This is a genomic window from Microbacterium sp. SORGH_AS_0421 (assembly GCF_030818635.1).
Lineage (GTDB): Bacteria > Actinomycetota > Actinomycetes > Actinomycetales > Microbacteriaceae > Microbacterium.
Genome location: NZ_JAUTAO010000001.1, coordinates 1,527,642 through 1,549,228 on the forward strand (window position 1 = coordinate 1,527,642; position 21,587 = coordinate 1,549,228).

Sequence of the window (21,587 nt, forward strand, 5' to 3'; positions counted from 1 at the left end):
GCCTCCCTGATGACCGACGCGCCCGCGAACGACGCTGCCGAACCGACCGAAGACGAGGTCTTCGAACAGAAGGCGGTGCGCCTGGCCAAGCGCGAGCGCCTGCTCGCGGAACGTGTCGACGCCGCGGGCGGTCCGTATCCGGTCGTCGTCCCCGTCACCACGACGATCCCCGAGCTGCGCGCGCGTTTCGGCGATCTCGAAGCCGGCGCCGAGACGGGCGAGACGGCCGGGGTCGCCGGCCGCGTGGTGTTCAGCCGTAACACGGGCAAGCTCTGCTTCGCGTCTTTGCAGTCCGGCGACGGAAGCCGCATCCAGGCCATGATCTCGCTCGCGAACGTGGGGGAGGAGTCGCTCCAGGCGTGGAAGGAGCTCGTCGATCTCGGCGACCACGTCTTCGTCTCGGGTGAGGTCATCTCGAGCCGCCGGGGCGAGCTGTCGATCATGGTCGCCGAGTGGACGATCGCCGCCAAGGCTGTGCTGCCCCTGCCGAACCTCCACACGGAGCTCAGCGAGGAGAGCCGCGTTCGCAGCCGCTTCCTCGACCTGATCGTGCGCGACCGCGCCCGCGAGACGGTCCTGGCCCGTGCCAAGGTGAACGCGAGCCTGCGTCGCACCTTCACCGAGCGTGACTTCGTCGAGGTCGAGACCCCGATGCTGCAGGTGCAGCACGGCGGTGCGAGCGCCCGTCCGTTCACGACGCACTCGAACGCCTTCGACACCGAGCTGTTCTTGCGCATCGCGCCCGAGCTCTACCTCAAGCGCGCCGTCGTGGGCGGCATCGACCGGGTCTACGAGATCAACCGCAACTTCCGCAACGAAGGTGCCGACACGACGCACAGCCCCGAGTTCGCGATGCTCGAGGCGTACCAGGCCTACACCGACTACAACGGCATCGCCGACCTGACCCAGACCCTGATCCAGGACGCCGCCGTCGCCGTGGCGGGGTCGACCACCGTCACGTGGGCAGACGGCACCGAGTACGACCTGGGCGGCGAGTGGGACCGCATCTCGATGTACGAATCGCTGTCGGCGGCGTCCGGTCGTGAGATCACCCCCGAGACCTCGCTCGACGAGCTGCGCGCACTCGGCGGCGAGGCCGGCGTCGACGCCCCGCCCCAGGACACCCACGGCAAGTGGGTCGAAGAGCTGTGGGAGCACTTCGTGAAGGGCGGCCTGACACGGCCGACCTTCGTCATGGACTTCCCCGTCGACACCAGCCCCCTCGTGCGCGAGCACCGCTCGATCGCGGGCGTCGTCGAGAAATGGGATCTCTACGTGCGCGGCTTCGAGCTCGCGACCGGGTACTCCGAGCTCGTCGACCCCGTGATCCAGCGTCACCGCTTCACCGAGCAGGCGAAGCTGGCCGCTCGGGGCGACGTCGAAGCGATGCCCATCGACGAGGAGTTCTTGCGTGCCCTCGAGCACGGTATGCCCCCCACCGGCGGCATGGGCATGGGAATCGACCGTCTGCTCATGGCGATCACCGGGTTGGGAATCCGGGAGACGATCCTGTTCCCGCTGGTGAAGTAGGACGCTCGAAGACCCACTCCGGGAGGCGCCCGGCGTCGATGATGTCGAGCATGATCGCGCTCAGACCGTGGTCCGCGTCGATCTCGAGTGCCGTCTCGGCGTAGGTGGCGGCGTGGGAGCCTCTTCCCCGCGCCCATGCGAGCCAGGCGCACGCCGACAGGGCACCCGTGCGACGCTCCTGGGGGAGGGCTGCGGCCACGAACCGGCAGAGCTCGAGGGCGCGGCGAAGACGATCGGGGTCGGGGTGAGCTCCCTCTCCCCACATCGGCCGAGCGAGGTCGTCGGGGAACGGCTTCCCGCGGTGGAACGCCGTTTGCGCGTGGAGAACGGCGTCACCCGTGGCGAGGTCGGCCGCCCACTGCAAGAGCGCCACGTCGCGCAGCGAAGGGCGGGCGAGGCAGAAGGCGACCGCGGCGAGCTGTGCGGCGTCGAGGTCGGAGGGTGCGCAGGCCAGAGCGTCCTCGAGAAGCACAGGTGGATCCGCGATGAACGCTGCGGCCGGGTCGGCTGTGGCGGCACGTTTCAACAGGGGGAGCCCTCGCCGCTCGTGCGCGCCGCCGAGTACGCGCTCGATCTTCCGCAGCACGGCGAGCATGCCGCGGGAGACGGCGGGATCGACCTGCGGGAGACCCGCCGCGGCGAACTGGTCGTCGTCGCACGGAAACTCGGGTTCGCCCAGCGGCGGCGCGGTGAGCTCGCTCAGCGGGTGTGGCACCGCTGACGAGGGCGACAGGTAGCTCTTCCAGCCGTCCGCGCCGACGACGAGGGCGTCGATGACACGGAGCCCGCAGATGTCGGCCCGGGCGATGGCTGCATCGACGAGTGCGCGGTGCGGCAGGTCCGCGAGGTCGGCGAGCGCGCCGTCGGCGTAGACGACGATCGCCACGGCATCGGTTCGCGCGACCTTGCACGCCATGCCGATGACCGTCGAGGCGATGCTCTCATCCGAGACGGACCGGTCGGTCGGGGGGAGATCGACGCGCATCGCGCCGAGCGAGCGGGACTCGGCGAACGGCACGAGGACGAGGCTCTGGCGCGGGGTGCATTCGAGCAGGCGTGGGACGAGGGCGAGGAACGAGGCGGACGAAGTGACGGGGACGACGGCGGGTGTCATGCCTCGAGGGTGGCCAAAACGGTCACCCTCCCGCCGTGCGGAATAGCTCGATCGTGGATGAATCCGCGCATCAGCGGCCTGGGGAGGAGTCCCTTGAGACCGCGCGCTCAGGCAGCGCGGGTATCCTCGAAGCCATGGACGAGACCTGGACTGCGATGCTGTGGGCGATCCTGCCGACCCTCGTGGTGTCGGTGGTCTTCTTCTTCATCCTCCGCAACGTCATCCGGATGGATCGCACCGAGCGCAAGGCCTACGCGCGCATCGAAGCGGAGGAGCGTGCCAAGCGCGGTCTTCCCCCCGTCGCGCGCACGGGCGAGGGGCCCGCGGCCTGACAACCCGGCGGCCCCTGTCGGAGGCCGTCGCTACGCTGGGTCCACAACCCGTGCAGGAGGACCCGTGCTCAACGCCACGTTCGACGCGAGCTGGCTCGTCATCACGCTCTTCGTCGTCGACCTGGTGGTGCGCATCGCCGCGATCATCATCGTTCCGCGCAACCGGCGGCCCACCGCCGCGATGGCCTGGCTGCTCGCGATCTACTTCATCCCCTTCGTCGGGGTCTTCCTCTTCCTGCTCATCGGCAACCCGCGGCTGCCGCGAAAGCGCCGTCGCAAGCAGGCGGCGATCAATGAGTACATCCACGACACGAGCGCTTCGCTCGAGTTCGGCACCCTCCGCCCCAACGCCCCCCAGTGGTTCCGCGCGCTCGTTCAGCTCAACCGCAATCTGGGGGCCATGCCGATCGCAGGAGACAACGCCGCCACCCTGATCGCCGACTACCAGCAGAGCCTGGATGCCATGGCCGAGGCCATCCGGCAGGCGCAGCGTTACGTGCATGTCGAGTTCTACATCCTGCAGACCGACGACTCGACCGACAACTTCTTCCGCGCCCTCGAAGAGGCCGCGCAGCGCGGCGTCGTCGTGCGCGTCCTGCTGGATCACTGGGCGAACCGTGGCAAGCCGTTCTACCGGCAGACGCTTCGACGCCTCGATGCGATGGGCGCTCACTGGCACCTCATGCTGCCCGTCCAACCGCTGCGCGGCCGATATCAGCGTCCCGACCTGCGTAATCACCGCAAACTCCTCGTGATCGACGGCGATGTCGCCTACATGGGTTCGCAGAACGTCACCGACTCGTCGTACAACCTGCGAAAGAACATCCGCCGCGGTCTGCACTGGGTGGACCTGATGGTCCGCGTCGAGGGCCCCGTCGTCGCGAGCATCAACGCGGTGTTCCTCTCCGACTGGTACAGCGAGACCGACGAGACCCTCCGCGACGAGATCGATCTGTTCAGCGTGACGTCGGGCCCGGGCGATCTCGACTGTCAGGTCGTGCCCTCGGGCCCCGGATTCGATTTCCAGAACAACCTCAAGCTGTTCCTCGGCCTGCTGTTCGCCGCGAAAGAACGCATCATCATCGTCAGCCCCTACTTCGTCCCCGACGAAGCGCTGCTGCTCGCGATCACGACCGCGTGCCAGCGCGGCGTGCACGTCGAGCTCTTCGTCTCGGAAGAGGGCGATCAGGCGATGGTCTACCACGCCCAGCGCAGCTACTACGAGGCTCTGCTGCACGCGGGCGTCACGATCTGGATGTACCGCAAGCCCTACATCCTGCACAGCAAGAGCGTCACGATCGACGACGAGGTCGCCGTCATCGGTTCCAGCAACATGGACATGCGATCGTTCGGTCTGAATCTCGAGGTGTCGCTGCTCGTGCGCGGCGAGGAGTTCGTCCGCGACATGCGCGACGTCGAGGACGCCTACCGCACCCTCAGCCGGCAGCTGACGATCGAGGAGTGGCGCCGCCAGCCGTTGCGCTCGACGATCCTCGACAACCTGGCCCGCCTCACCTCTGCCCTGCAGTGACGCGCCGCGGCGTTCGCCGCCGGCATCCAGGATTCTCCGACATCATGGGGCAGAACTCGCCCCCGGAGGTTCTCATGTCACGTCCCCGCTTGACCCTGATCGCAATGATCGGCGCCGGTTTCGTCGTCGCCGGTGCTCTCGCCGGATGCGCCACGGGCGCGTCATCGCCCTCGATGTCGGGGGGAGTGTCCCCCAGCCCGGATACCACGAGCGCGACGCCGTCCGCCGAGATCGGGGCCGCGTGGGTCGACGGCGGCCGGTCGATCGCCGTGGTCACGAACGGAAGCTCCTCGTGCCCGCCAGTCGTCAGCGGCCAGCCGAGCGTCGCCGGAGCCGCGATCACGGTGCAGCTCGCCGAGTCCTCTCAGCAGGAGTGCACGCGCGACATGGCTCCGCGGGCCACGCTGGTCGCGCTGCCCGCGGGTGTCGACCCCGCCAAGGACCTCGCCGTCGCCGTGACGGGTGCGGCGCAGGGCGAGGCGAGCCTCGCGGGGCTTGCGACCACGCCCGCGGCCCCGAGCGAATTCTCGCCCTCCGCGGGCTGGGTGAACGACTCGCTGGTCGCGATCGTCACCTACGGCAGCTCCACGTGCGTCCCCTCCGTCGAGACGATCACCGCCGCCGGCGGCGATGTCGCCGTGCAGTTCGCGACGCCGCCGGCAGATCAGATCTGCACCATGGACATCGCACCGCGCGTGACGCTCGCCGACATCGGCCGCGAGGCCGGCTCGGGCGCGGTGTCGCTCGTGCTCTCCGGCGGTGGCGTCGATGTGAGCGCGCCCGTCCCCGTACTCGGCACGCGCTGACCGCGGCGGGGGCGTCAGCGCTCCACGACGAGGAGGTCGCCGACCTCGCACTCCAGCACGCGGCAGATCGCGGACAGCGTCGAGTAACGGATCGCGCGGGCACGGTCGTTCTTCAGCACCGACAGGTTGACCACCGACACCCCGACGAGCTCGCTGAGTCGCGTCAACGTCATGCCCCGCGCCTCGAGGAGTTCATCGAGGCGACAGTGGATGCCGGTGGGCCCGTCCTCCGTGGCGGCCGGGGTCATACGAGGCCTTCGGTGTCGCGCTGGAGGCGGTCGCCGACCGCGAAGACGGTGCCGGCGAGGGCGACGACGAAAGCGACGGCGAAGATCGTGAAGACGTCGACCGTTCCCACGACGGCACGGTCGTACGTGCCGTCGGACACTCGCGCGAGGGCGCCGTTGACGGCCATGTTGTGGAAGAACGGCACGAGATACATCCCCGCGAGGGCGACGAGGCCCGCGGTGGTCACGAGCACGGTGTGCGCGCGCGAGAAGATGCGGCCGCGCAGGATGCCGAAGCACAGTACGAGCAGCAGGGCGACCACCGTCACCATCGCGACGGCGAACAGGACGTGGCTGATGACGAGCGCGGCGAGAGATGCGGGCTGCAGCGACGCCACCGTCACCGAGGCGGAGTCCAGCTGAACGGTCACCGGCGATCCGCCAGGACCGAGCGGGGCCTGTGCCTCGGTCGCGACGAACGGCGCGAGCAGTGTGATGTCGCGATTCGGCAGGACGCTCGCGAGGTCGATGATCGTCTGCACGACGGCGGACACGGCGATGGCGACACCGCCGATGAGGAAGAGGGTGAAGCCGATGGTGTCGCCGCGCGAGAGGATGCGCGGCTGTGTACGCGTGGGTGTCACGGAGACTCCTTATCGATGATCGTTATTATCGATGTTCGATAAGGTATCGACTGTCGATGGGTTTTGCAACCCCGACCGGCGAGGCGGTATGCCCACGGCGAACACGGGGCTCTGGCATCCGGCCGCTGGTTACTCTCGATGTACGGCGCGCGGAGGCGTGCCTGTCAGCCCATTTTTGGAGGGACTGAGGATGTTCGAAAGATTCACCGATCGTGCTCGTCGTGTGGTCGTGCTCGCCCAAGAAGAGGCGAAGATGTTGAACCACAACTACATCGGCACGGAGCACATCCTTCTGGGCCTCATCCACGAGGGTGAGGGTGTGGCTGCCAAGGCGCTGGAGTCGCTGGGCATCTCGCTCGATGCCGTCCGCGAGCAGGTGCAGGACATCATCGGCCAGGGTCAGCAGCAGCCGACCGGCCACATCCCCTTCACGCCCCGTGCGAAGAAGGTCCTCGAGCTGTCGTTGCGCGAAGCGCTCCAGCTCGGCCACAACTACATCGGAACCGAGCACATCCTGCTCGGTCTCATCCGCGAGGGTGAGGGCGTCGCCGCCCAGGTCCTCGTCAAGCTCGGTGCCGACCTGAACAAGGTGCGCCAGCAGGTCATCCAGTTGCTCTCGGGCTACCAGGGCAAGGAGCCCGCGGGCGTCGCCTCGGGTGCCGGCGAGCAGACCCAGGGCGCGGCCCAGGGCGGGTCGGCCGTGCTCGACCAGTTCGGACGCAACCTCACGCAGGCTGCGCGCGACAACAAGCTCGACCCCGTCATCGGGCGCGAGAAGGAGATCGAGCGCGTGATGCAGATCCTGTCGCGCCGGTCGAAGAACAACCCCGTCCTCATCGGAGAGCCCGGCGTCGGCAAGACCGCCGTCGTCGAGGGACTCGCGCAGGCCATCGTCAAGGGCGATGTCCCCGAGACGCTGAAGGACAAGCAGGTCTACTCGCTCGACCTCGGCTCCCTCATCGCCGGGTCGCGCTACCGCGGCGACTTCGAAGAGCGCCTGAAGAAGGTCACGAAAGAGATCCGCACGCGCGGCGACATCATCGTCTTCATCGACGAGATCCACACCCTCGTGGGCGCGGGCGCCGCAGAGGGCGCGATCGACGCGGCATCCATCCTCAAGCCGCTCCTCGCGCGCGGTGAGCTCCAGACCATCGGTGCCACCACGCTCGACGAGTACCGCAAGCACTTCGAGAAGGACGCCGCTCTCGAGCGCCGCTTCCAGCCGATCCAGGTCGCCGAGCCGAGCCTGCCCCACGCGATCAACATCCTGAAGGGGCTGCGCGACCGCTACGAGGCGCACCACAAGGTGCAGATCACCGACGGCGCCATCGTCGCCGCGGCGAACCTGGCCGACCGCTACATCAGCGACCGGTTCCTCCCTGACAAGGCCATCGACCTGATCGACGAGGCCGGCGCCCGCCTTCGTCTGTCGATCCTGTCGAGCCCGCCGGAGCTGCGCGAGTTCGACGAGAAGATCGCCAAGGTCCGCGAGCAGAAGGAGCAGGCCTCCGAGGACCAGGACTTCGAGAAGGCCGCCGCGCTGCGCGACGAGGAGAAGTCGCTCCTCGCGGAGCGCCTGCGTCTCGAGAAGCAGTGGCGCTCGGGCGACGTCGCCTCCCACGCGGTGGTCGACGAGGGCCTGATCGCCGAGGTCCTCGCGCAGGCGACCGGCATCCCGGTGTTCAAGCTCACCGAAGAAGAGTCCAGCCGCCTCATGTTCATGGAGAAGGCGCTGCACCAGCGCGTCATCGGCCAGGAAGAGGCGATCGCGGCCCTCTCGCGCACGATCCGTCGTCAGCGTGCGGGTCTCAAGGACCCGAAGCGCCCCTCGGGCTCGTTCATCTTCGCCGGCCCCACCGGTGTCGGAAAGACCGAGCTCGCCAAGGCACTCGCCGAGTTCCTGTTCGACGACGAGGGCGCGTTGATCTCCCTCGACATGTCGGAGTTCGGCGAGAAGCACACGGTCTCGCGTCTGTTCGGTGCCCCTCCCGGGTTCGTCGGCTTCGAAGAGGGCGGCCAGCTCACCGAGAAGGTGCGTCGCAAGCCCTTCTCGGTCGTGCTCTTCGACGAGATCGAGAAGGCCCACCCGGACATCTTCAACTCGCTCCTGCAGATCCTCGAAGAGGGTCGTCTGACCGATGGTCAGGGTCGCGTCATCGACTTCAAGAACACCGTGATCATCATGACGACGAATCTCGGTTCGTCGGCGATCGCCGGTGGCCCGGTCGGCTTCCAGGTCGAGGGCAGCGCGCAGACCTCGTACGAGCGGATGAAGGGCAAGGTCGACGAGGAGCTCAAGCGTCACTTCAAGCCCGAGTTCCTCAACCGTGTCGACGATGTCATCGTCTTCCCGCAGCTGAACAAGGACGAGCTCCGCCAGATCGTCGGCCTGTTCGTGAAGCGCCTCGCCGACCGGCTGCTCGATCGCGACATGACCGTCGAGCTGTCGGACGACGCGAAGGACAAGCTCATCGAGATCGGTTTCGACCCGACCCTCGGAGCTCGCCCCCTGCGCCGCGCCATGCAGCGCGAGGTCGAGGACCGGCTCAGTGAGAAGATCCTGCACGGCGAGCTCGAGTCGGGCGACCACGTGAAGGTCGGCGTCGAGAACGGTCAGTTCTCGTTCGAGACCAGCCCGCGCGGCGAGAAGGTCGCGATCGGCGTCGGAACGGCGGGAGAGATCGCCGCCACCCCCGACACCCTCGCGGGCAGCTGATCGCGTAGAACAAGAAGGGGCCCGGATGCCATGGCATCCGGGCCCCTTGTCGTCGTGTGCCGCGGCTGGTCAGAACAGCTGGCGCGCGTTCGTCGCGGCGAGGTCGATCAGCTCGTCGCCGCGACCGGAGAGGACCGTTCGGATCGCGTACAGCGTGAAGCCCTTGGCCTGTTCGAGAGTCACGGACGGGGGCATCGACAGTTCCTGGCGAGCCGTCCTCACCGACACGAGCGCCGGGCCGGGGTGCGCGAGGGCCGCGGCGAGCGAGGTCTCGAGGTCGGCGGACTCGTCGACGCGGAACGACGTGATGCCGATGGCTTCGGCGACGGCCGCGAAGTCGGGGTTACGCAGGTCGGTGCCGTAGTTGACGAACCCGGCCGCCTTCATCTCCAGCTCGACGAAATTGAGCGAGGAGTTGTCGAAGACGACGATCTTCACGGGAAGGTCGTTCTGGACGATCGTGATCAGCTCGCCGAGCAGCATCGCCAGCCCGCCGTCGCCCGCGAGAGCGACGATCTGGCGGTCGGGGAAGGCGGCTTGCGCGCCGATCGCGTGGGAGACGGCGTTCGCCATCGTGCCGTGCGCGAACGATCCGATCAGACGGCGCTCCTTCGTCATCGTGAGATAGCGCGCCGCCCACACCACGGGAGATCCCACATCGGGGATGAAGACCGCGTCATCGGCGGCGAAACGGTCGAGCGTGCGCGCGACGAACTGCGGGTGCAGCGGCTTGCCGGAGGCTGCGGGGACCGCGAGGTCGTCGAGCTTCGCGCGCGTGGTCCGGTAGTGGGAACGGGCGTCGTCGGCGTGCCGCGTCGATCGCCCCTCGGCCAGCAGCGGGAGGAGCGCGCGGGCGGTGTCGCGCACCGTGCCGACGAGTCCGATGTCGACGGAATGCCGGCGTCCGAGCTGTTCTCCTCGGACGTCGACCTGGATGTGCGTCGCGCGACTCGGGTAGAACTGCTGGTACGGGAAGTCCGTGCCCAGCATTAGGACGACATCGGCATCTTCCATCGCCCGGTACCCCGACGAGAAGCCGAGAAGCCCGGTCATCCCCACGTCGAACGGGTTGTCCCACTCGATGTGCTCCTTGCCGCGCAGCGCGTGCACGATCGGTGCCTGCAGGCGGCGTGCCAGGTCGACGACCTCGTCGTGGGCGTCGGCGACACCGGCTCCGGCGAGAATCGTCACCTTCTCGGCGGCGTTCAAGACATCGGCGGTGCGGCGCAGTTCGTCGTCGGACGGAAGGATGCGCGGAGTCGCGCGCGACACGGTCGCCACGCGGTCGTTCTTCGCTTTGGCGAGCAGCACGTCGCCCGGGATGACGAGCACGGCGACACCGCGCTTCTCGATCGCCTCCCGCATGGCGATCTCGAGCAGTCTCGGCATCTGCACCGGGTCGGCGACGTATTCGACGTAGACCGAGCACTCGCGGAAGAGTTCCTGCGGGTGCGTCTCTTGGAAGTAGGTCGATCCGATCTCCGCGGTGGGGATGTGCGCGGCGATCGCGAGGACCGGCACGCGCGAGCGGTTGGCGTCGTAGAGACCGTTGATGAGGTGCAGGTTGCCCGGCCCGCAGCTTCCCGCGCAGACGGTGAGCTCCCCCGTCAGCTCCGCCTCGGCCGAGGCGGCGAAGGCCGCTGCCTCTTCATGCCGCACGTGCATCCAGCGGATTCCGCCATCTCGACGGATCGCGTCGGTGAAGCCGTTCAGGGAATCGCCGGGCAGGCCGTAGATGCGCTGCACGCCGTGATGGCGGAGGGCGGAGACGATGTTCTCGGCAACGGTAGGCACGAGGCAGTCCTTTCATCGAAGAAGGGGACGAATCGCGCGACCGCTCGTGACGATCGCGCGTCACCATCGCCCACGCTACTCCCGTCGTCGAGGCTTTCCCCTGCCTCGCCTCTGAGCGGGCTATGCGTCGAACACACAGCTGCGCACTCGGCGTGGACGCCGCTTCTTCGCGGACCGCCGACCCGACCGGCGTACCCTGGGACCATGACCTCATCCGCGCCGTTCGTCGTCCGCCCCGCCGGAACCGCCGACGTCCGACGCATCCACGAGCTCCTCGAGCCGTTCGTGCAGAAGCGCATCCTGCTGGGCAAAGACCTGGTCGTGCTCTACGGCTCCGTGCAGCAGTTCGTCGTCGCAGAGGCGGACGGCGTGGTCATCGGGTGCGGCGCTCTGCACGTGATGTGGGAGGACCTCGCCGAGATCCGCACGCTCATCGTCCACGACGACTGGCTGCACCATGGCGTGGGTCGCGCCATCGTCGAGACTCTCGAGGACCGCGCGCGCGAGCTCGGCGTCTCGCGACTGTTCTGCCTCACATTCGAGGTCGGCTTCTTCACCCGTCGCGGTTTCGCCGAGATCGGCGAGCAGGTCGTGGACCCCGACGTGTACTCGCAGCTGGTGCGCAGCCCCGACGAGGGTGTCGCGGAGTTCCTCGACCTCGCGCACGTGAAGCCGAACACCCTGGGCAACACCCGGATGCTGAAGCAGCTGTGAGCCTGCGCTCCTGAGCGTGCCGTGGCGTGAGCGCACAGCCGCGCCGCCTACCCTGGAACCATGACCGATGCCCCCCGTAGGCGGAGGCAGTCCCCGGCGGTCTACCGTCGTCGTCGTCTCGCCGCAGGGCTCCTCGCCCTGCTGGTGATCGGCCTCGTCGTGTGGCTCGTCGCGGCTCCCCCGTGGCGTGCCGCCCCCACCGCCGAGGCGACTCCTGCTCCCGCTGCGAGCGCTCCCGTTGCCACGGCGACGACGACCGCGCCGGTGGCGTCCGGCGCCCCCTCGGCGTCTCCCTCCGTCTCGCCTACTCCGACCGCGCCCGCGGGGCCCGTCGAGTGCACGGCATCCGACATCACCGTCGCGGCACTGTCGGACAAGAGCGAGTACGCCCAGGGTGAGAACCCTCAGCTGTCGATCAAGCTCACGAACACGAGCGCGAACCCCTGCACCATGAACGTCGGGACGAGCGCGCAGTCGTTCACCGTGACCAGCGGGTCGGACGTGTGGTGGCGGTCGACGGACTGCCAGGCCGAGCCGAGCGACATGGAGGTGACGCTGGCCGCGGGCCAGGTCGTCACCAGCTCCGCACCGCTGACCTGGGACCGTACGCGCTCCTCGGTGAACTCGTGCGGCGGAGAGCGGCCCTACGCGCCCGGCGGGGGAGCGACCTACCACCTGAGCGTGTCCATCGGCGGCATTCCGTCGTCGGGCACGGCGTCGTTCATTCTGCGCTGAACTGGACGAGGGGCGGATGCCGGTCGGCATCCGCCCCTCGTGCGTTCGCGGCTCAGGCGCCGGGCTTCTTGCCGAACACCTCGTTCTGCATGGCGTCGTAGCCCTCCGCCTGCGGGTCGCCGTGCAGGCCGCCGGACAGGGCGTACTCCTCCTCGGGGGAGAGGACGAGGCGGTGGCGACCGTAGACCGCGAAGGCGACGAAGATCACGGCGTAGACCACGATGATCGCCACGATCGCGAGCAGATACGCGGAGGTTCAACAGCAGGCCGAAGAAGACGACCGCGGCGATGATCGCCGCCGAGTAGGCGCCGAACAGACCCCAGGGGCTTCTGTAGGGCCGCACCGCGTTCGGGAACTTGCGTCGAAGGATGATGAACGACACCATCTGCAGGAAGTACGCCAGCACCGCGCCCCACACGGCGATGTTCAGCACGATCGCGCCCGCCGGGCTGGTGTCGCCGCCGGCCGCCTGTACGACGACGAGTGCGACGAAGCCGAGAACGGCGCCGAACACCAGCGCGACCCAGGGTGTCTTGCGTGCGCCCGTGAGCGACAACCAGCGCGGGTAGTACCCGGCGCGCGAGAGCGAGTACATGTTGCGCCCGTAGGCGAACATGATGCCCATCAGGGATGCCAGGAGTCCGACGAGAGCGAGCAGCGAGAGAAGGGCCGCGGCCTGGTCTCCGACCATCGCGCGGAAACCGTCGAGCAGGGGTTCGAGCGAGCTGCCGGTGGCGTCGGCGCCGAGTACGCCGGTGTTCAGGAACAGCACGATGAGGCCGGTGACGATGAGCGTGCCGCGGGCCCAGAGGCCGGCGCGGGGGATGTCGCGAGCGGGGTCGTGGGATTCCTCGGCGGCGAGGGGGAGCTCCTCGATGCCCAGGAAGAACCACATCGCGAAGGGCAGCGCCAGCAGGATCGATCCGACGCCGAAGGGCAGGAACTCGGAGTTGCCGTCGGTGGGGGCGATGTTCCAGAGCGAGCTCCAGTCGAACGCGCCCGTCAGAAGCGACATCGCGCCGAAGACCACGATGATGCCGATCGAGATGATCGACACGACGATCGCGAAACCGAAGGAGATGTTCGCGCCGGCGGCGTTGAGGGCGATGAACAGCGCGTACAGGATGATCCACCAGACGAACGAGGGAAGGCTCACCCCCGTCAGCAGCTCAAGCGCCGAGTCGGCGTACTGCCCCGAGAAGTAGACGACGACGGCGGTCGTGGCGACGTACTCGATGGTCTCGGCGAGCCCCGTCGCCAGGCCGCCCCACGGCCCCATCGCCGACCGGGCGAACGAGTAGGCGCCGCCGGTGTGCGGCATGGCGGCGGCCATCTCGCCGATCGAGAACGTCAGGCCGTAGTACATCACCACGAGAATGACGAACGCGATGAGCATGCCGCCGAAACCAGCGAATCCGATACCGAAGTTCCAGCCCGAGAAGTCGCCCGAGATGACGGCGGCGACGGCGAGACCCCACAGGCCCCAGACGCCGGCCGAGCGTTTCAGCGTGCGTTTTTCGAAGTACGAGGCATCGGTGGCCGTATAGGTGGCTCCGGCGACCTTTTTGCGGGAGTTGCTCGACGTGGACATGGGGCCTCCAGATGGATGCGGACAGGCTTCGGGGTCGCCTTGCCCGAAATCATGGCCTTCTATTGGTCGACCTGTCTACCTTTGACGTGTAAGTTCCTCGTTACGTCCTTCGCACGAGGAGACGTCGACACCGCGAGAGGGAGACCATGGCGGGCAATCTCAGCAGCGAAGAATTGGATGCCGCGATCCAGGCGGGCGAGATCGACACCGTCGTCGTGGCCTTCCCCGACGCCCAGGGCCGGCTCGTCGGCAAGCGCGTCGCGGCGCGCTTCTGGCGCGACGAGGTGCGGGGCCACGGCGCGGAGGCGTGCAACTACCTGCTCTCGGTCGATGTCGACCTGAACACCGTCGACGGGTACGCGATGTCGAGCTGGGAGAAGGGCTACGGCGACATGCTGCTCGTCCCCGACCTCGAGACCCTCCGGACGATCCCTTGGCAGCCCGGAACCGCGCTCGTCTTCGCCGACCTCGCGTGGGCAGATCGCGCGCATGTCGCGCAGTCGCCCCGTGGCATCCTGAACGCCCAGCGTGCTCGTCTCGCCGAGCGTGGACTCACCGCCTACGCCGGGACGGAGCTGGAGTTCATCGTCTTCGACGACTCGTTCCGCGACGCCTGGGCGAAGGGCTACACGGGACTGACCCCCTCCACCGACTACAACGTCGACTACAACCTGCTCGCCACGACGCGGCTCGAGCCCCTGCTGCGCGACATCCGCCTCGGCATGGACGGCGCGGGCATGTACTGCGAGGGCGTGAAGGGCGAGTGCAACTTCGGCCAGCAGGAGATCGCGTTCCGCTACGCCGAGGCGCTCGAGACCGCCGACAACCACACCCTGTACAAGAACGGCGCGAAAGAGATCGCCGACCGACACGGCAAGTCGCTGACCTTCATGGCCAAGTTCAACGAGCGCGAGGGCAACAGCTGCCACATCCACCTCTCCGTGCGCGGCGATGACGGTGCGGCGGTGATGGCGGGCGACGGGGAGCACGGGTTCAGCCCCCTGATGGGGCACTGGATCGCCGGCATCCTGAGCACTCTCCGCGAGTTCACGCTGCTGTACGCCCCCACGATCAACTCGTACAAGCGCTACGCGAAGGGCTCCTTCGCGCCCACCGGGGTGGCGTGGGGCGTCGACAACCGCACCTGCGCGCTGCGCGTGGTGGGCCACGGGTCGTCGCTGCGCGTCGAGAACCGCGTGCCCGGGGGTGACGTGAACCCGTACCTGGCGATCTCGGCGATCATCGCGGGAGGCCTGCACGGCATCGAGAACGAGCTCGAACTGCCCGCCCCGCTCACCGGCAACGCCTACGCGGCCGGTGTCGACACCCTGCCGACGACGCTCCGCGAGGCGGCCCATCTCTTCTCGGAGTCCACGATCGCCCGCGCGGCCTTCGGCGACGAGGTCGTCGAGCACTATCTGAACCAGGCGCGTATCGAGGTCGAGGCCTACGACGCCGCCGTGACGGACTGGGAGCGGGTGCGTGGTTTCGAGCGTCTCTGATCCGACCCGTACGCCCGTGGTCGGACTCACGACCTACCTCGAGCGCGCGAAACAGGGCGTGTGGGACGTCCGTGCGTCGTTCCTCCCGCAGCAGTACTTCGATGCCGTGACGGGCTCGGGCGCCACCGCCGTGCTGTTGCCGCCCCAACCGCGACCCGAGCAGGCCGCGGCGACGGTGCTCGACGGGCTCGACGGGCTGATCCTCACGGGCGGCCTCGACGTGCAGCCCGAGCTGTACGGGGCGGAGCGTCACCCGCTCACCGACCCCGCTCGTGCCGACCGGGACGCGTGGGAGATCGCGCTGCTCGCGGGGGCACGAGAGCGCGGCATCCCCGTCTTCGGGATCTGCCGCGGTCTGCAGCTCATCAATGTCGCGATGGGCGGCACCCTGCACCAGCATCTGCCCGAAGCGCTCGGCACAGAGAGGTACCGGATCGGCGGGGGCGTGTTCGCCGAGAACACCGTGGAGGTGGATGCCGAGACCCGGCTTGCCGGTCTCGTCGGAGCCGGCCCCCTCACCGTCCACAGCTACCACCACCAGGGCGTCGACCGGGTCGGCGACGGGCTTCGCGTGACCGCTCGCACCGACGACGGTCTCGTGCAAGCCGTCGAGACCGAGGGCGACGACTACCTCGTCGCCGTGCAGTGGCATCCCGAGGAGAACGCCGAGGACCGGCGGCTGTTCCTCGGTCTCGTCGCCGCGGCGGCGGCCCACCGTGCGTCCCGAGCAGAGGCCGAACCGGCCGTGCCCGCATCGTCCGCCTCCGCCCCCACCTCCTCCGCGCACCAGGGAGTCCCCGCATGAGCACCTTCACCGTCATCGACCCCTCGACCGGGTCGCCCATCACCACGCTCGAACGCGCAGAGATCGACGAGGTGGATGCCGCGGTCGCGGCCGCCGTGCGAGCCCAGGGCGCGTGGGCAGCCCTCGCTCCCGTCGCCCGTGCCGACGCGCTGAGGGCCTTCGCACGGGTCATCGAGGCGCACGTCGAGGAGCTCGCGGCGCTCGAGGTGAAGAACTCGGGCCACCCGATCGGCTCGGCCCGCTGGGAGGCGCAGCACGTCGCGCAGGTGCTCAACTACTACGCCGGGGCGCCGGAACGCCTGATCGGCTCGCAGATCCCGGTCGCCGGCGGACTCGATGTGACCTACCACGAGCCCTACGGCGTGGTCGGGATCATCGTGCCGTGGAACTTCCCCATGACGATCGCGGCGTGGGGCTTCGCCCCGGCGCTCGCCGCGGGCAACGCCGTCGTGCTCAAGCCCGCCGAGCTGACCCCGCTCACCGCGATCCGCCTGGGCGAACTCGCTCTCGAAGCCGGACTGCCGGAAGGACTGTTCCAGGTGATCGTCGGCTCGGGCTCGGTCGTGGGCCAACGCTTCGTCTCGCACCCCGACGTGCCCAAGGTCGTCTTCACCGGCTCTACCGAGGTCGGCACCGAGGTCGCCGCGGGCTGCGCGCGGATGCTCAAGCCCGTGACTCTCGAGCTCGGTGGCAAGAGCGCGAACATCGTCTTCGCCGACGCCGACCTGGAGAAGGCCGCCGCGGGCGTCCCCGGATCGGTGTTCGACAACGCCGGGCAGGATTGCTGCGCGCGCAGCCGTCTGCTCGTGGAGCGCCGCGTCTTCGACCGCTTCCTCGAGATGCTCGAACCCGCCGTCGCGGCCTGGAGGGTCGGCGACCCCACGAGCGAAGACACCCAGATGGGGCCGCTCATCTCGGCATCCCACCGCTCCACCGTGCAGGGCTTCCTCGACGGGGCCGATGTCGCCTTCCGTGGTGCGGCCCCCGAGGGCGAGGGCTTCTGGTTCGCGCCGGCCGTCGTGCTCGCGCAGCCCGGCGACCGCATCGCGCGCGACGAAGTCTTCGGACCCGTGCTGGCCGTGCTGCCCTTCGACGACGAAGCGGATGCCATCCGTCTCGCCAACGACACCGCCTACGGTCTCGCGGGCTCGATCTGGACCGAGAGCCTGGGGCGCGGCATCCGGGTCTCGCGCGGCGTGCGCAGCGGCGTGCTCTCGGTGAACTCGCACTCGTCGGTGCGGTACGCCACTCCCTTCGGCGGCATGAAGGCCTCGGGCCTCGGTCGCGAGCTCGGACCGGATGCCGCCGAGCACTTCACCGAGGTGAAGAACGTGTTCTACGCCACCGACTGACGACCTCCATGCCCCTCTCTCTCACGTGACGTCCCACTTCGTGCTGTCGAGGCCGCCCTCGGGCGGCCGCACGTGGGACGCGGTACTGCTCGAAAGGAACCACCACCCATGACCATCGACCTCACCCAGCGTCTGCGCGACCGCGTCGCCATCATCACCGGAGGGGCCAGCGGGATCGGCCTCGCCACCGCTCGCCGCTTCGCCGCCGAGGGGGCCCGCGTTGTGATCGCCGATCTCGACGAGACCACCGGCACGGCCGCCGCCACCGAGGTGGGCGGTGTCTTCCGGCAGGTGAACGTCGCTGACGAAGCATCGGTGAACGCCCTCTTCGACGGCGTGGCCGCTGACCTCGGCAGCGTCGACATCGCCTTCAACAACGCCGGCATCTCGCCCGCCGACGACGACTCGATCGAGACGACCGAGCTGCCCGCGTGGGACCGGGTGCAAGACGTCAACCTCAAGAGCGTGTACCTCTGCTCGCGGGCGGCGCTGCGGCACATGGTGCCCGCGGGCAGGGGTTCGATCATCAACACGGCGTCGTTCGTGGCGCTGCTGGGGTCGGCCACCTCGCAGATCTCGTACACGGCGTCGAAGGGCGGCGTGCTCGCGATGACCCGCGAACTCGGCGTGCAGTTCGCGCGTCAGGGTATCCGCGTGAACGCCCTCTGCCCCGGACCGGTGAACACCCCCCTGCTCCAGGAGCTGTTCGCGAAAGACCCCGAGCGTGCGCAGCGTCGACTCGTGCACGTGCCGATGGGCCGCTTCGCAGAGCCGGAGGAGATGGCCGCGAGCGTGGCGTTCCTGGCATCCGATGACGCGTCCTTCATCACCGCGACGGCGTTCGTGGTCGACGGGGGTATCACCAACGCCTACGTCACGCCCCTGTGAACCGGTGACGTGACAGGCTGAGGGAGTGACAGACGCGCCGCTCGACGACCTGCGCCGGGCCGTGTACCGTCCCGTGCGCAGCGGCAACGCGCTCGAGGACACCACGGCGCGCATCGTGCAGACCGTGCGGCTCGGGCTCGTCGCACCGGGGGAGTCGCTTCCCGCGGAGCGCGAGCTCGCCGCGCTGTACGGGGTGAGTCGCGACACCGTCCGCGAGGCACTCAAGGAGCTGTCGGATGCCGGGTGGCTCGAGACGCGACGCGGTCGCTACGGCGGCACCTTCGTCGTCGACCCCGTGCCCCGGCCCTCGCAGCCGGCGGTCGTGTCGGCCGCCGAGCTCTCCGACGTCATCGCGCTGCGGGGCGTCCTCGAACCCGGGGCGGCGTGGGCGGCGGCCGCACGGTCGCTGTCGGCGGAGGAGCGTGACGTGCTGTGGGCACGGCACGAAGCGGCCGCGCTCGCCGACGGGGAGGACTACCGCCGGCTCGACACGCTCCTGCACCTGACGATCGCGGAGTTCGCCGGCATCCCGTCTCTCGTTCCCCTCGTGGCCGACAACCGCGCGCGCGTGAACGCCTGGCTCGACACGTTCCCCCTGCTGCCGCGCAACATCGAGCACTCCACCTCGCAGCACGCCGCGGTGGTCTCGGCGATCCTCGCCGGGAGGCCGGATGCCGCCCACGCGGCCATGCGCGATCATCTCGCGGGATCCGAGGCGCTGCTGCGGGGGTTCTTGGCGTAGGGCTCTCGCGGAGTGCGGTGCGGGGGTGCAGATCGCGGGGCGCAGCGCGCGCCGCGGGTGGAAGGTCGCCCGGCGGGGCGCGAGGTCGCGAGGCGGGGCGGCGGTCCCGAGCGGCGAAGATTCCGCGGGCGCACGATGCGGCGCGGGGGTTCGATCCTCCGGTCGGGGATTCTCTCGTCGTCAGGCGTCGCGCGGGCGTGCGCGGCGCCGCGCGGATAGGCTCGGAGGATGGCAGCGGGCAAGAAGCGCAAGGGGAAAAAGCTCGACGTGGACTTCAAGAACACCGCGCTCACCGATGCCCTGCAGACCCAGGACATGGCGGCGATCGCCTTCGCCCTGCGTCACGGACCGACGGTCGTGCCGCTGATGACCCCGGGCGACGCCGACAACCCGCTCAGCGTCGGCGAGGTGTGGACCTACCGCGATCCGAACACGGGGCAGCTCGCGCTGCTGCTCTTCAGCGATGCGGCGCACAAGCCCGAGAGCCTGCCTCCCCACGTGGCTCTGCAGTCGTCGCAGTGGCTGCGGACGTTCCTCGGAACGCATCAGGATGCCATCACCACGGTGTTCATCGACATCGCGGGACCCCATCCGATCCAGGCGTCGCCGGCCGACCTGATCGCCGCGCTCGACGCCTGAGACGCCCCCACGCGCGGGCTCACACTGCCCACGCTGCGGGGGGAGGTCTGGTCTGTCGTCGAGTGTCCAAAACACCCGGAGTGTTTCGAATTTCGTCCGGGTGTTTTGGACACTCGAACGACGGATGAGGCGCTGGCGCGGGGCGAAACGGCCCGGGGTGAGGGGCGCAACTCGCGCGGGTGAAGAACGCGTGCAAGACTCGGAGCCATGGAGTACCTGATCGCCGGTGCCGTGTGCGCCGCCGGACTAGTCATCCCCGCGGTGCTGGGAATGACCTCGCCGCACCGCCGCCGTCGCTCCGCACCTCCCGGTCGCTGATCACGCCGCCTCTGCGCGAACGCGACCCGTGTGCCGTGTGCGTATGGGATGCGCCGGGGCGATCGACGCTCGCTGAACGCGCCGGGTACGTCGATCACGCCGGTCGTTCCATCGCGACCGGGACGACAGGGTGCAGCAGCTCGATCGTGCAGGCCGAGGCGGCTCCGCGTCAGAACCCTGGTACTCGATCGTGCAGGCCGATGCTGCCCCGCGTCAGAACCCCGGTTCGCTGTCGTCGCGCGGTGCCCCGCGCACCTGCAGCTCGTTGAGGGCTTGAGCGAGCTTGCGGGATGAGGAGTCGAGCACCGTGTGGTACCCGAGGCGCTTTGCTTCGGATGCGCGCTGCGCGGCCTGCGTGACGTTGCGGATCTCGCCGGTGAGGGTGAGCTCGCCGATTGCGGCGAGGCGTTTCGAGACCTTGCGGTTCTTGACGGCGTTGGCCACGGCGATCGCGATCGCGAGGTCGGCGGCCGGTTCGACCAGGCGCACTCCGCCGACGGTGGAGACGTAGACATCGCGGTCGGAGAGCGTCAGACCCATGCGGCTCTCGAGGACCGCCAGCACCATGGCGACCCGCGAAGAATCGACGCCGTTGACGATACGCCGAGGGTTCGGGGCGGTCTGTCGCACGGCGAGTGCCTGGATCTCGACGGGGAGGGCGCGACGGCCCTCCATCGCGATGGTGACGCACGTGCCGGGCTCGGGCTCGCCGTGACCGAGGAACAGCGCGCTCGGGTCGGCGACCTCGGCGATGCCGGTGCCAGTCATATCGAAGCAGCCGACCTCGTCGGTCGGGCCGAAGCGGTTCTTGAGGGCCCGCACGAAGCGGAGCGAGGTCTGCCGGTCGCCCTCGAAGTGGCAGACGACGTCGACCAGGTGTTCGAGGATTCGCGGACCCGCGATCGAGCCGTCCTTGGTCACGTGTCCGACGAGGATCACGGGCAGCCCTCGCTCCTTCGCGACGCGAATGAGAGCGGATGCCACCTCTCGCACCTGCGCCGGCTGGCCCGCCGCGCCGTCGCTGTGTGCCGACGACACCGTCTGCACGGAGTCGACGATGAGCAGCCCCGGCTCGACCTGGTCGATGTGGCCGAGGATCGTGGCGAGGTCGGTCTCGGCCGCGAGGAAGAGCTCGTCGTGCAGGGCGCCGGTGCGCTCGGCGCGAAGGCGCACCTGCGCCGCGGACTCCTCACCGCTGGCGTAGAGCACGCGTCGGCCCGCGCGTGCGCTCTGGGCGGCGACCTCGAGGAGCAGGGTGGACTTGCCGACGCCGGGCTCGCCGCTCAGCAGGATCGCGGCACCGGGCACGATGCCGCCGCCCAGCACGCGGTCGAACTCGCCCACTCCGCTCGTGCGGCGCGGGGCGTCCTGCGTGTCGATCTCGGTGATGCGGCGGGCAGCGCGGGCGGCCCCGGGCGCGACGGGCACGATCGATCGAACGATTCCGGTCTGCTCGGCGGCCTCGACCACCGTGCCCCACGACTGGCACTCGCCGCAGCGGCCGACCCACTTCAGCGTCGTCCACCCGCACTCGGTGCACCGGTACGGGGCGGGGGCTGCAGCGGGACGTCGGGATGCCATGTGCTCAGGCTACGTGGGAGCTCCG

General features: G+C 69.1%; 19 protein-coding genes. 13 read left to right on the plus strand and 6 right to left on the minus strand.

All coding sequences use genetic code 11. The annotated features are described in order from the left end of the window. The first annotated feature begins 9 nt into the window (after window positions 1-9). Window positions 10-1,530 carry a lysine--tRNA ligase gene (gene lysS / locus QE416_RS07235; protein ID WP_307314815.1) on the plus strand — a complete coding sequence of 507 codons (1,521 nt, stop codon included), beginning with the start codon at window positions 10-12 and terminating at the stop codon, window positions 1,528-1,530. Here the strand turns inward: lysS and QE416_RS07240 are convergent. After that, the gene (locus QE416_RS07240) at window positions 1,481-2,644 is read right to left on the minus strand and encodes a DUF4192 family protein (RefSeq protein ID WP_307314817.1); all 1,164 of its coding nucleotides are present in this window, start codon (window positions 2,642-2,644) and stop codon (window positions 1,481-1,483) included. The genes lysS and QE416_RS07240 overlap by 50 nt on opposite strands. A gap of 134 nt (window positions 2,645-2,778) precedes the next feature. Here QE416_RS07240 and QE416_RS07245 point away from each other — a divergent pair, with 134 nt between their 5' ends. From QE416_RS07245 to QE416_RS07255, 3 genes are all read left to right on the plus strand, one after another. Then, complete coding sequence (locus tag QE416_RS07245) at window positions 2,779-2,976, plus strand: hypothetical protein (protein ID WP_103206864.1); 198 nt, start codon at window positions 2,779-2,781, stop codon at window positions 2,974-2,976. A 64-nt stretch (window positions 2,977-3,040) separates the two neighbouring features. Beyond that, window positions 3,041-4,507 (plus strand): cardiolipin synthase, encoded by a 1,467-nt coding sequence (cls, locus tag QE416_RS07250; protein WP_267789299.1) that lies wholly within the window; start codon window positions 3,041-3,043, stop codon window positions 4,505-4,507. 89 nt (window positions 4,508-4,596) lie between these two features. After that, window positions 4,597-5,313 (plus strand): hypothetical protein, encoded by a 717-nt coding sequence (locus tag QE416_RS07255; RefSeq protein WP_307314819.1) that lies wholly within the window; start codon window positions 4,597-4,599, stop codon window positions 5,311-5,313. Window positions 5,314-5,327: 14 nt separating this feature from the next. Here QE416_RS07255 and QE416_RS07260 read toward each other — a convergent pair whose 3' ends face one another. Beyond that, a complete protein-coding gene (locus QE416_RS07260; protein ID WP_307314821.1) occupies window positions 5,328-5,561 on the minus strand; it encodes a helix-turn-helix transcriptional regulator in 234 nt (77 codons plus the stop codon). Beyond that, window positions 5,558-6,184: a hypothetical protein gene (locus QE416_RS07265; RefSeq protein ID WP_307314822.1), complete on the minus strand. Its 627-nt coding sequence runs from the start codon at window positions 6,182-6,184 to the stop codon at window positions 5,558-5,560. The genes QE416_RS07260 and QE416_RS07265 overlap by 4 nt, the downstream gene beginning before the upstream one ends. 190 nt (window positions 6,185-6,374) lie before the next feature. Here QE416_RS07265 and QE416_RS07270 point away from each other — a divergent pair, with 190 nt between their 5' ends. Further along, window positions 6,375-8,900 (plus strand): ATP-dependent Clp protease ATP-binding subunit, encoded by a 2,526-nt coding sequence (locus QE416_RS07270; RefSeq protein WP_103206859.1) that lies wholly within the window; start codon window positions 6,375-6,377, stop codon window positions 8,898-8,900. Window positions 8,901-8,969: 69 nt separating this feature from the next. On the opposite strand, the gene poxB is transcribed toward QE416_RS07270, so the two are convergent. Beyond that, complete coding sequence (gene poxB / locus QE416_RS07275) at window positions 8,970-10,694, minus strand: ubiquinone-dependent pyruvate dehydrogenase (protein WP_307314826.1); 1,725 nt, start codon at window positions 10,692-10,694, stop codon at window positions 8,970-8,972. A gap of 204 nt (window positions 10,695-10,898) precedes the next feature. Here poxB and QE416_RS07280 point away from each other — a divergent pair, with 204 nt between their 5' ends. Both QE416_RS07280 and QE416_RS07285 read left to right on the plus strand, forming a co-directional pair. Then, the gene (locus tag QE416_RS07280; RefSeq protein ID WP_307314829.1) at window positions 10,899-11,408 is read left to right on the plus strand and encodes an amino-acid N-acetyltransferase; all 510 of its coding nucleotides are present in this window, start codon (window positions 10,899-10,901) and stop codon (window positions 11,406-11,408) included. A gap of 60 nt (window positions 11,409-11,468) precedes the next feature. Continuing rightward, window positions 11,469-12,143 carry a hypothetical protein gene (locus QE416_RS07285; RefSeq protein ID WP_210072420.1) on the plus strand — a complete coding sequence of 225 codons (675 nt, stop codon included), beginning with the start codon at window positions 11,469-11,471 and terminating at the stop codon, window positions 12,141-12,143. On the opposite strand, the gene QE416_RS07290 is transcribed toward QE416_RS07285, so the two are convergent. Next, window positions 12,077-13,735: an amino acid permease gene (locus tag QE416_RS07290; RefSeq protein WP_307314832.1), complete on the minus strand. Its 1,659-nt coding sequence runs from the start codon at window positions 13,733-13,735 to the stop codon at window positions 12,077-12,079. The genes QE416_RS07285 and QE416_RS07290 overlap by 67 nt on opposite strands. A 146-nt stretch (window positions 13,736-13,881) precedes the next feature. Between QE416_RS07290 and QE416_RS07295 the strand changes: the two genes are divergently transcribed. From QE416_RS07295 to QE416_RS07320, 6 genes are all read left to right on the plus strand, one after another. Next, window positions 13,882-15,237 carry a glutamine synthetase family protein gene (locus QE416_RS07295; protein ID WP_307314834.1) on the plus strand — a complete coding sequence of 452 codons (1,356 nt, stop codon included), beginning with the start codon at window positions 13,882-13,884 and terminating at the stop codon, window positions 15,235-15,237. Next, a complete protein-coding gene (locus QE416_RS07300) occupies window positions 15,218-16,042 on the plus strand; it encodes a gamma-glutamyl-gamma-aminobutyrate hydrolase family protein (protein ID WP_267789305.1) in 825 nt (274 codons plus the stop codon). The genes QE416_RS07295 and QE416_RS07300 overlap by 20 nt, the downstream gene beginning before the upstream one ends. Next, a complete protein-coding gene (locus QE416_RS07305; protein WP_307314836.1) occupies window positions 16,039-17,394 on the plus strand; it encodes an aldehyde dehydrogenase in 1,356 nt (451 codons plus the stop codon). The genes QE416_RS07300 and QE416_RS07305 overlap by 4 nt, the downstream gene beginning before the upstream one ends. Window positions 17,395-17,502: 108 nt before the next feature. Next, window positions 17,503-18,282 (plus strand): 3-oxoacyl-ACP reductase, encoded by a 780-nt coding sequence (locus QE416_RS07310; RefSeq protein ID WP_307314838.1) that lies wholly within the window; start codon window positions 17,503-17,505, stop codon window positions 18,280-18,282. 25 nt (window positions 18,283-18,307) lie between these two features. After that, on the plus strand, window positions 18,308-19,024 hold the full coding sequence (locus QE416_RS07315; protein ID WP_307314843.1) for a FadR/GntR family transcriptional regulator: 717 nt from the start codon (window positions 18,308-18,310) through the stop codon (window positions 19,022-19,024). Window positions 19,025-19,252: 228 nt separating this feature from the next. Continuing rightward, window positions 19,253-19,663 (plus strand): dehydrogenase, encoded by a 411-nt coding sequence (locus tag QE416_RS07320; protein WP_307314846.1) that lies wholly within the window; start codon window positions 19,253-19,255, stop codon window positions 19,661-19,663. A gap of 531 nt (window positions 19,664-20,194) precedes the next feature. On the opposite strand, the gene radA is transcribed toward QE416_RS07320, so the two are convergent. Next, complete coding sequence (gene radA, locus QE416_RS07325) at window positions 20,195-21,562, minus strand: DNA repair protein RadA (protein WP_210072412.1); 1,368 nt, start codon at window positions 21,560-21,562, stop codon at window positions 20,195-20,197. Between the last annotated feature and the right edge of the window lie 25 nt (window positions 21,563-21,587).

Bases quoted from the DNA above. Each gene is read 5' to 3' on its own strand.
- lysS (WP_307314815.1), top strand. From the start codon at position 10: ATGACCGACGCGCCCGCGAACGACGCTGCCGAACCGACCGAAGACGAG.
- QE416_RS07240 (WP_307314817.1), bottom strand. From the start codon at position 2,644: ATGACACCCGCCGTCGTCCCCGTCACTTCGTCCGCCTCGTTCCTCGCC.
- QE416_RS07245 (WP_103206864.1), top strand. From the start codon at position 2,779: ATGGACGAGACCTGGACTGCGATGCTGTGGGCGATCCTGCCGACCCTC.
- QE416_RS07260 (WP_307314821.1), bottom strand. From the start codon at position 5,561: ATGACCCCGGCCGCCACGGAGGACGGGCCCACCGGCATCCACTGTCGC.
- QE416_RS07270 (WP_103206859.1), top strand. From the start codon at position 6,375: ATGTTCGAAAGATTCACCGATCGTGCTCGTCGTGTGGTCGTGCTCGCC.
- QE416_RS07280 (WP_307314829.1), top strand. From the start codon at position 10,899: ATGACCTCATCCGCGCCGTTCGTCGTCCGCCCCGCCGGAACCGCCGAC.
- QE416_RS07285 (WP_210072420.1), top strand. From the start codon at position 11,469: ATGACCGATGCCCCCCGTAGGCGGAGGCAGTCCCCGGCGGTCTACCGT.
- QE416_RS07290 (WP_307314832.1), bottom strand. From the start codon at position 13,735: ATGTCCACGTCGAGCAACTCCCGCAAAAAGGTCGCCGGAGCCACCTAT.
- QE416_RS07295 (WP_307314834.1), top strand. From the start codon at position 13,882: ATGGCGGGCAATCTCAGCAGCGAAGAATTGGATGCCGCGATCCAGGCG.
- QE416_RS07305 (WP_307314836.1), top strand. From the start codon at position 16,039: ATGAGCACCTTCACCGTCATCGACCCCTCGACCGGGTCGCCCATCACC.
- QE416_RS07310 (WP_307314838.1), top strand. From the start codon at position 17,503: ATGACCATCGACCTCACCCAGCGTCTGCGCGACCGCGTCGCCATCATC.
- QE416_RS07320 (WP_307314846.1), top strand. From the start codon at position 19,253: ATGGCAGCGGGCAAGAAGCGCAAGGGGAAAAAGCTCGACGTGGACTTC.
- radA (WP_210072412.1), bottom strand. From the start codon at position 21,562: ATGGCATCCCGACGTCCCGCTGCAGCCCCCGCCCCGTACCGGTGCACC.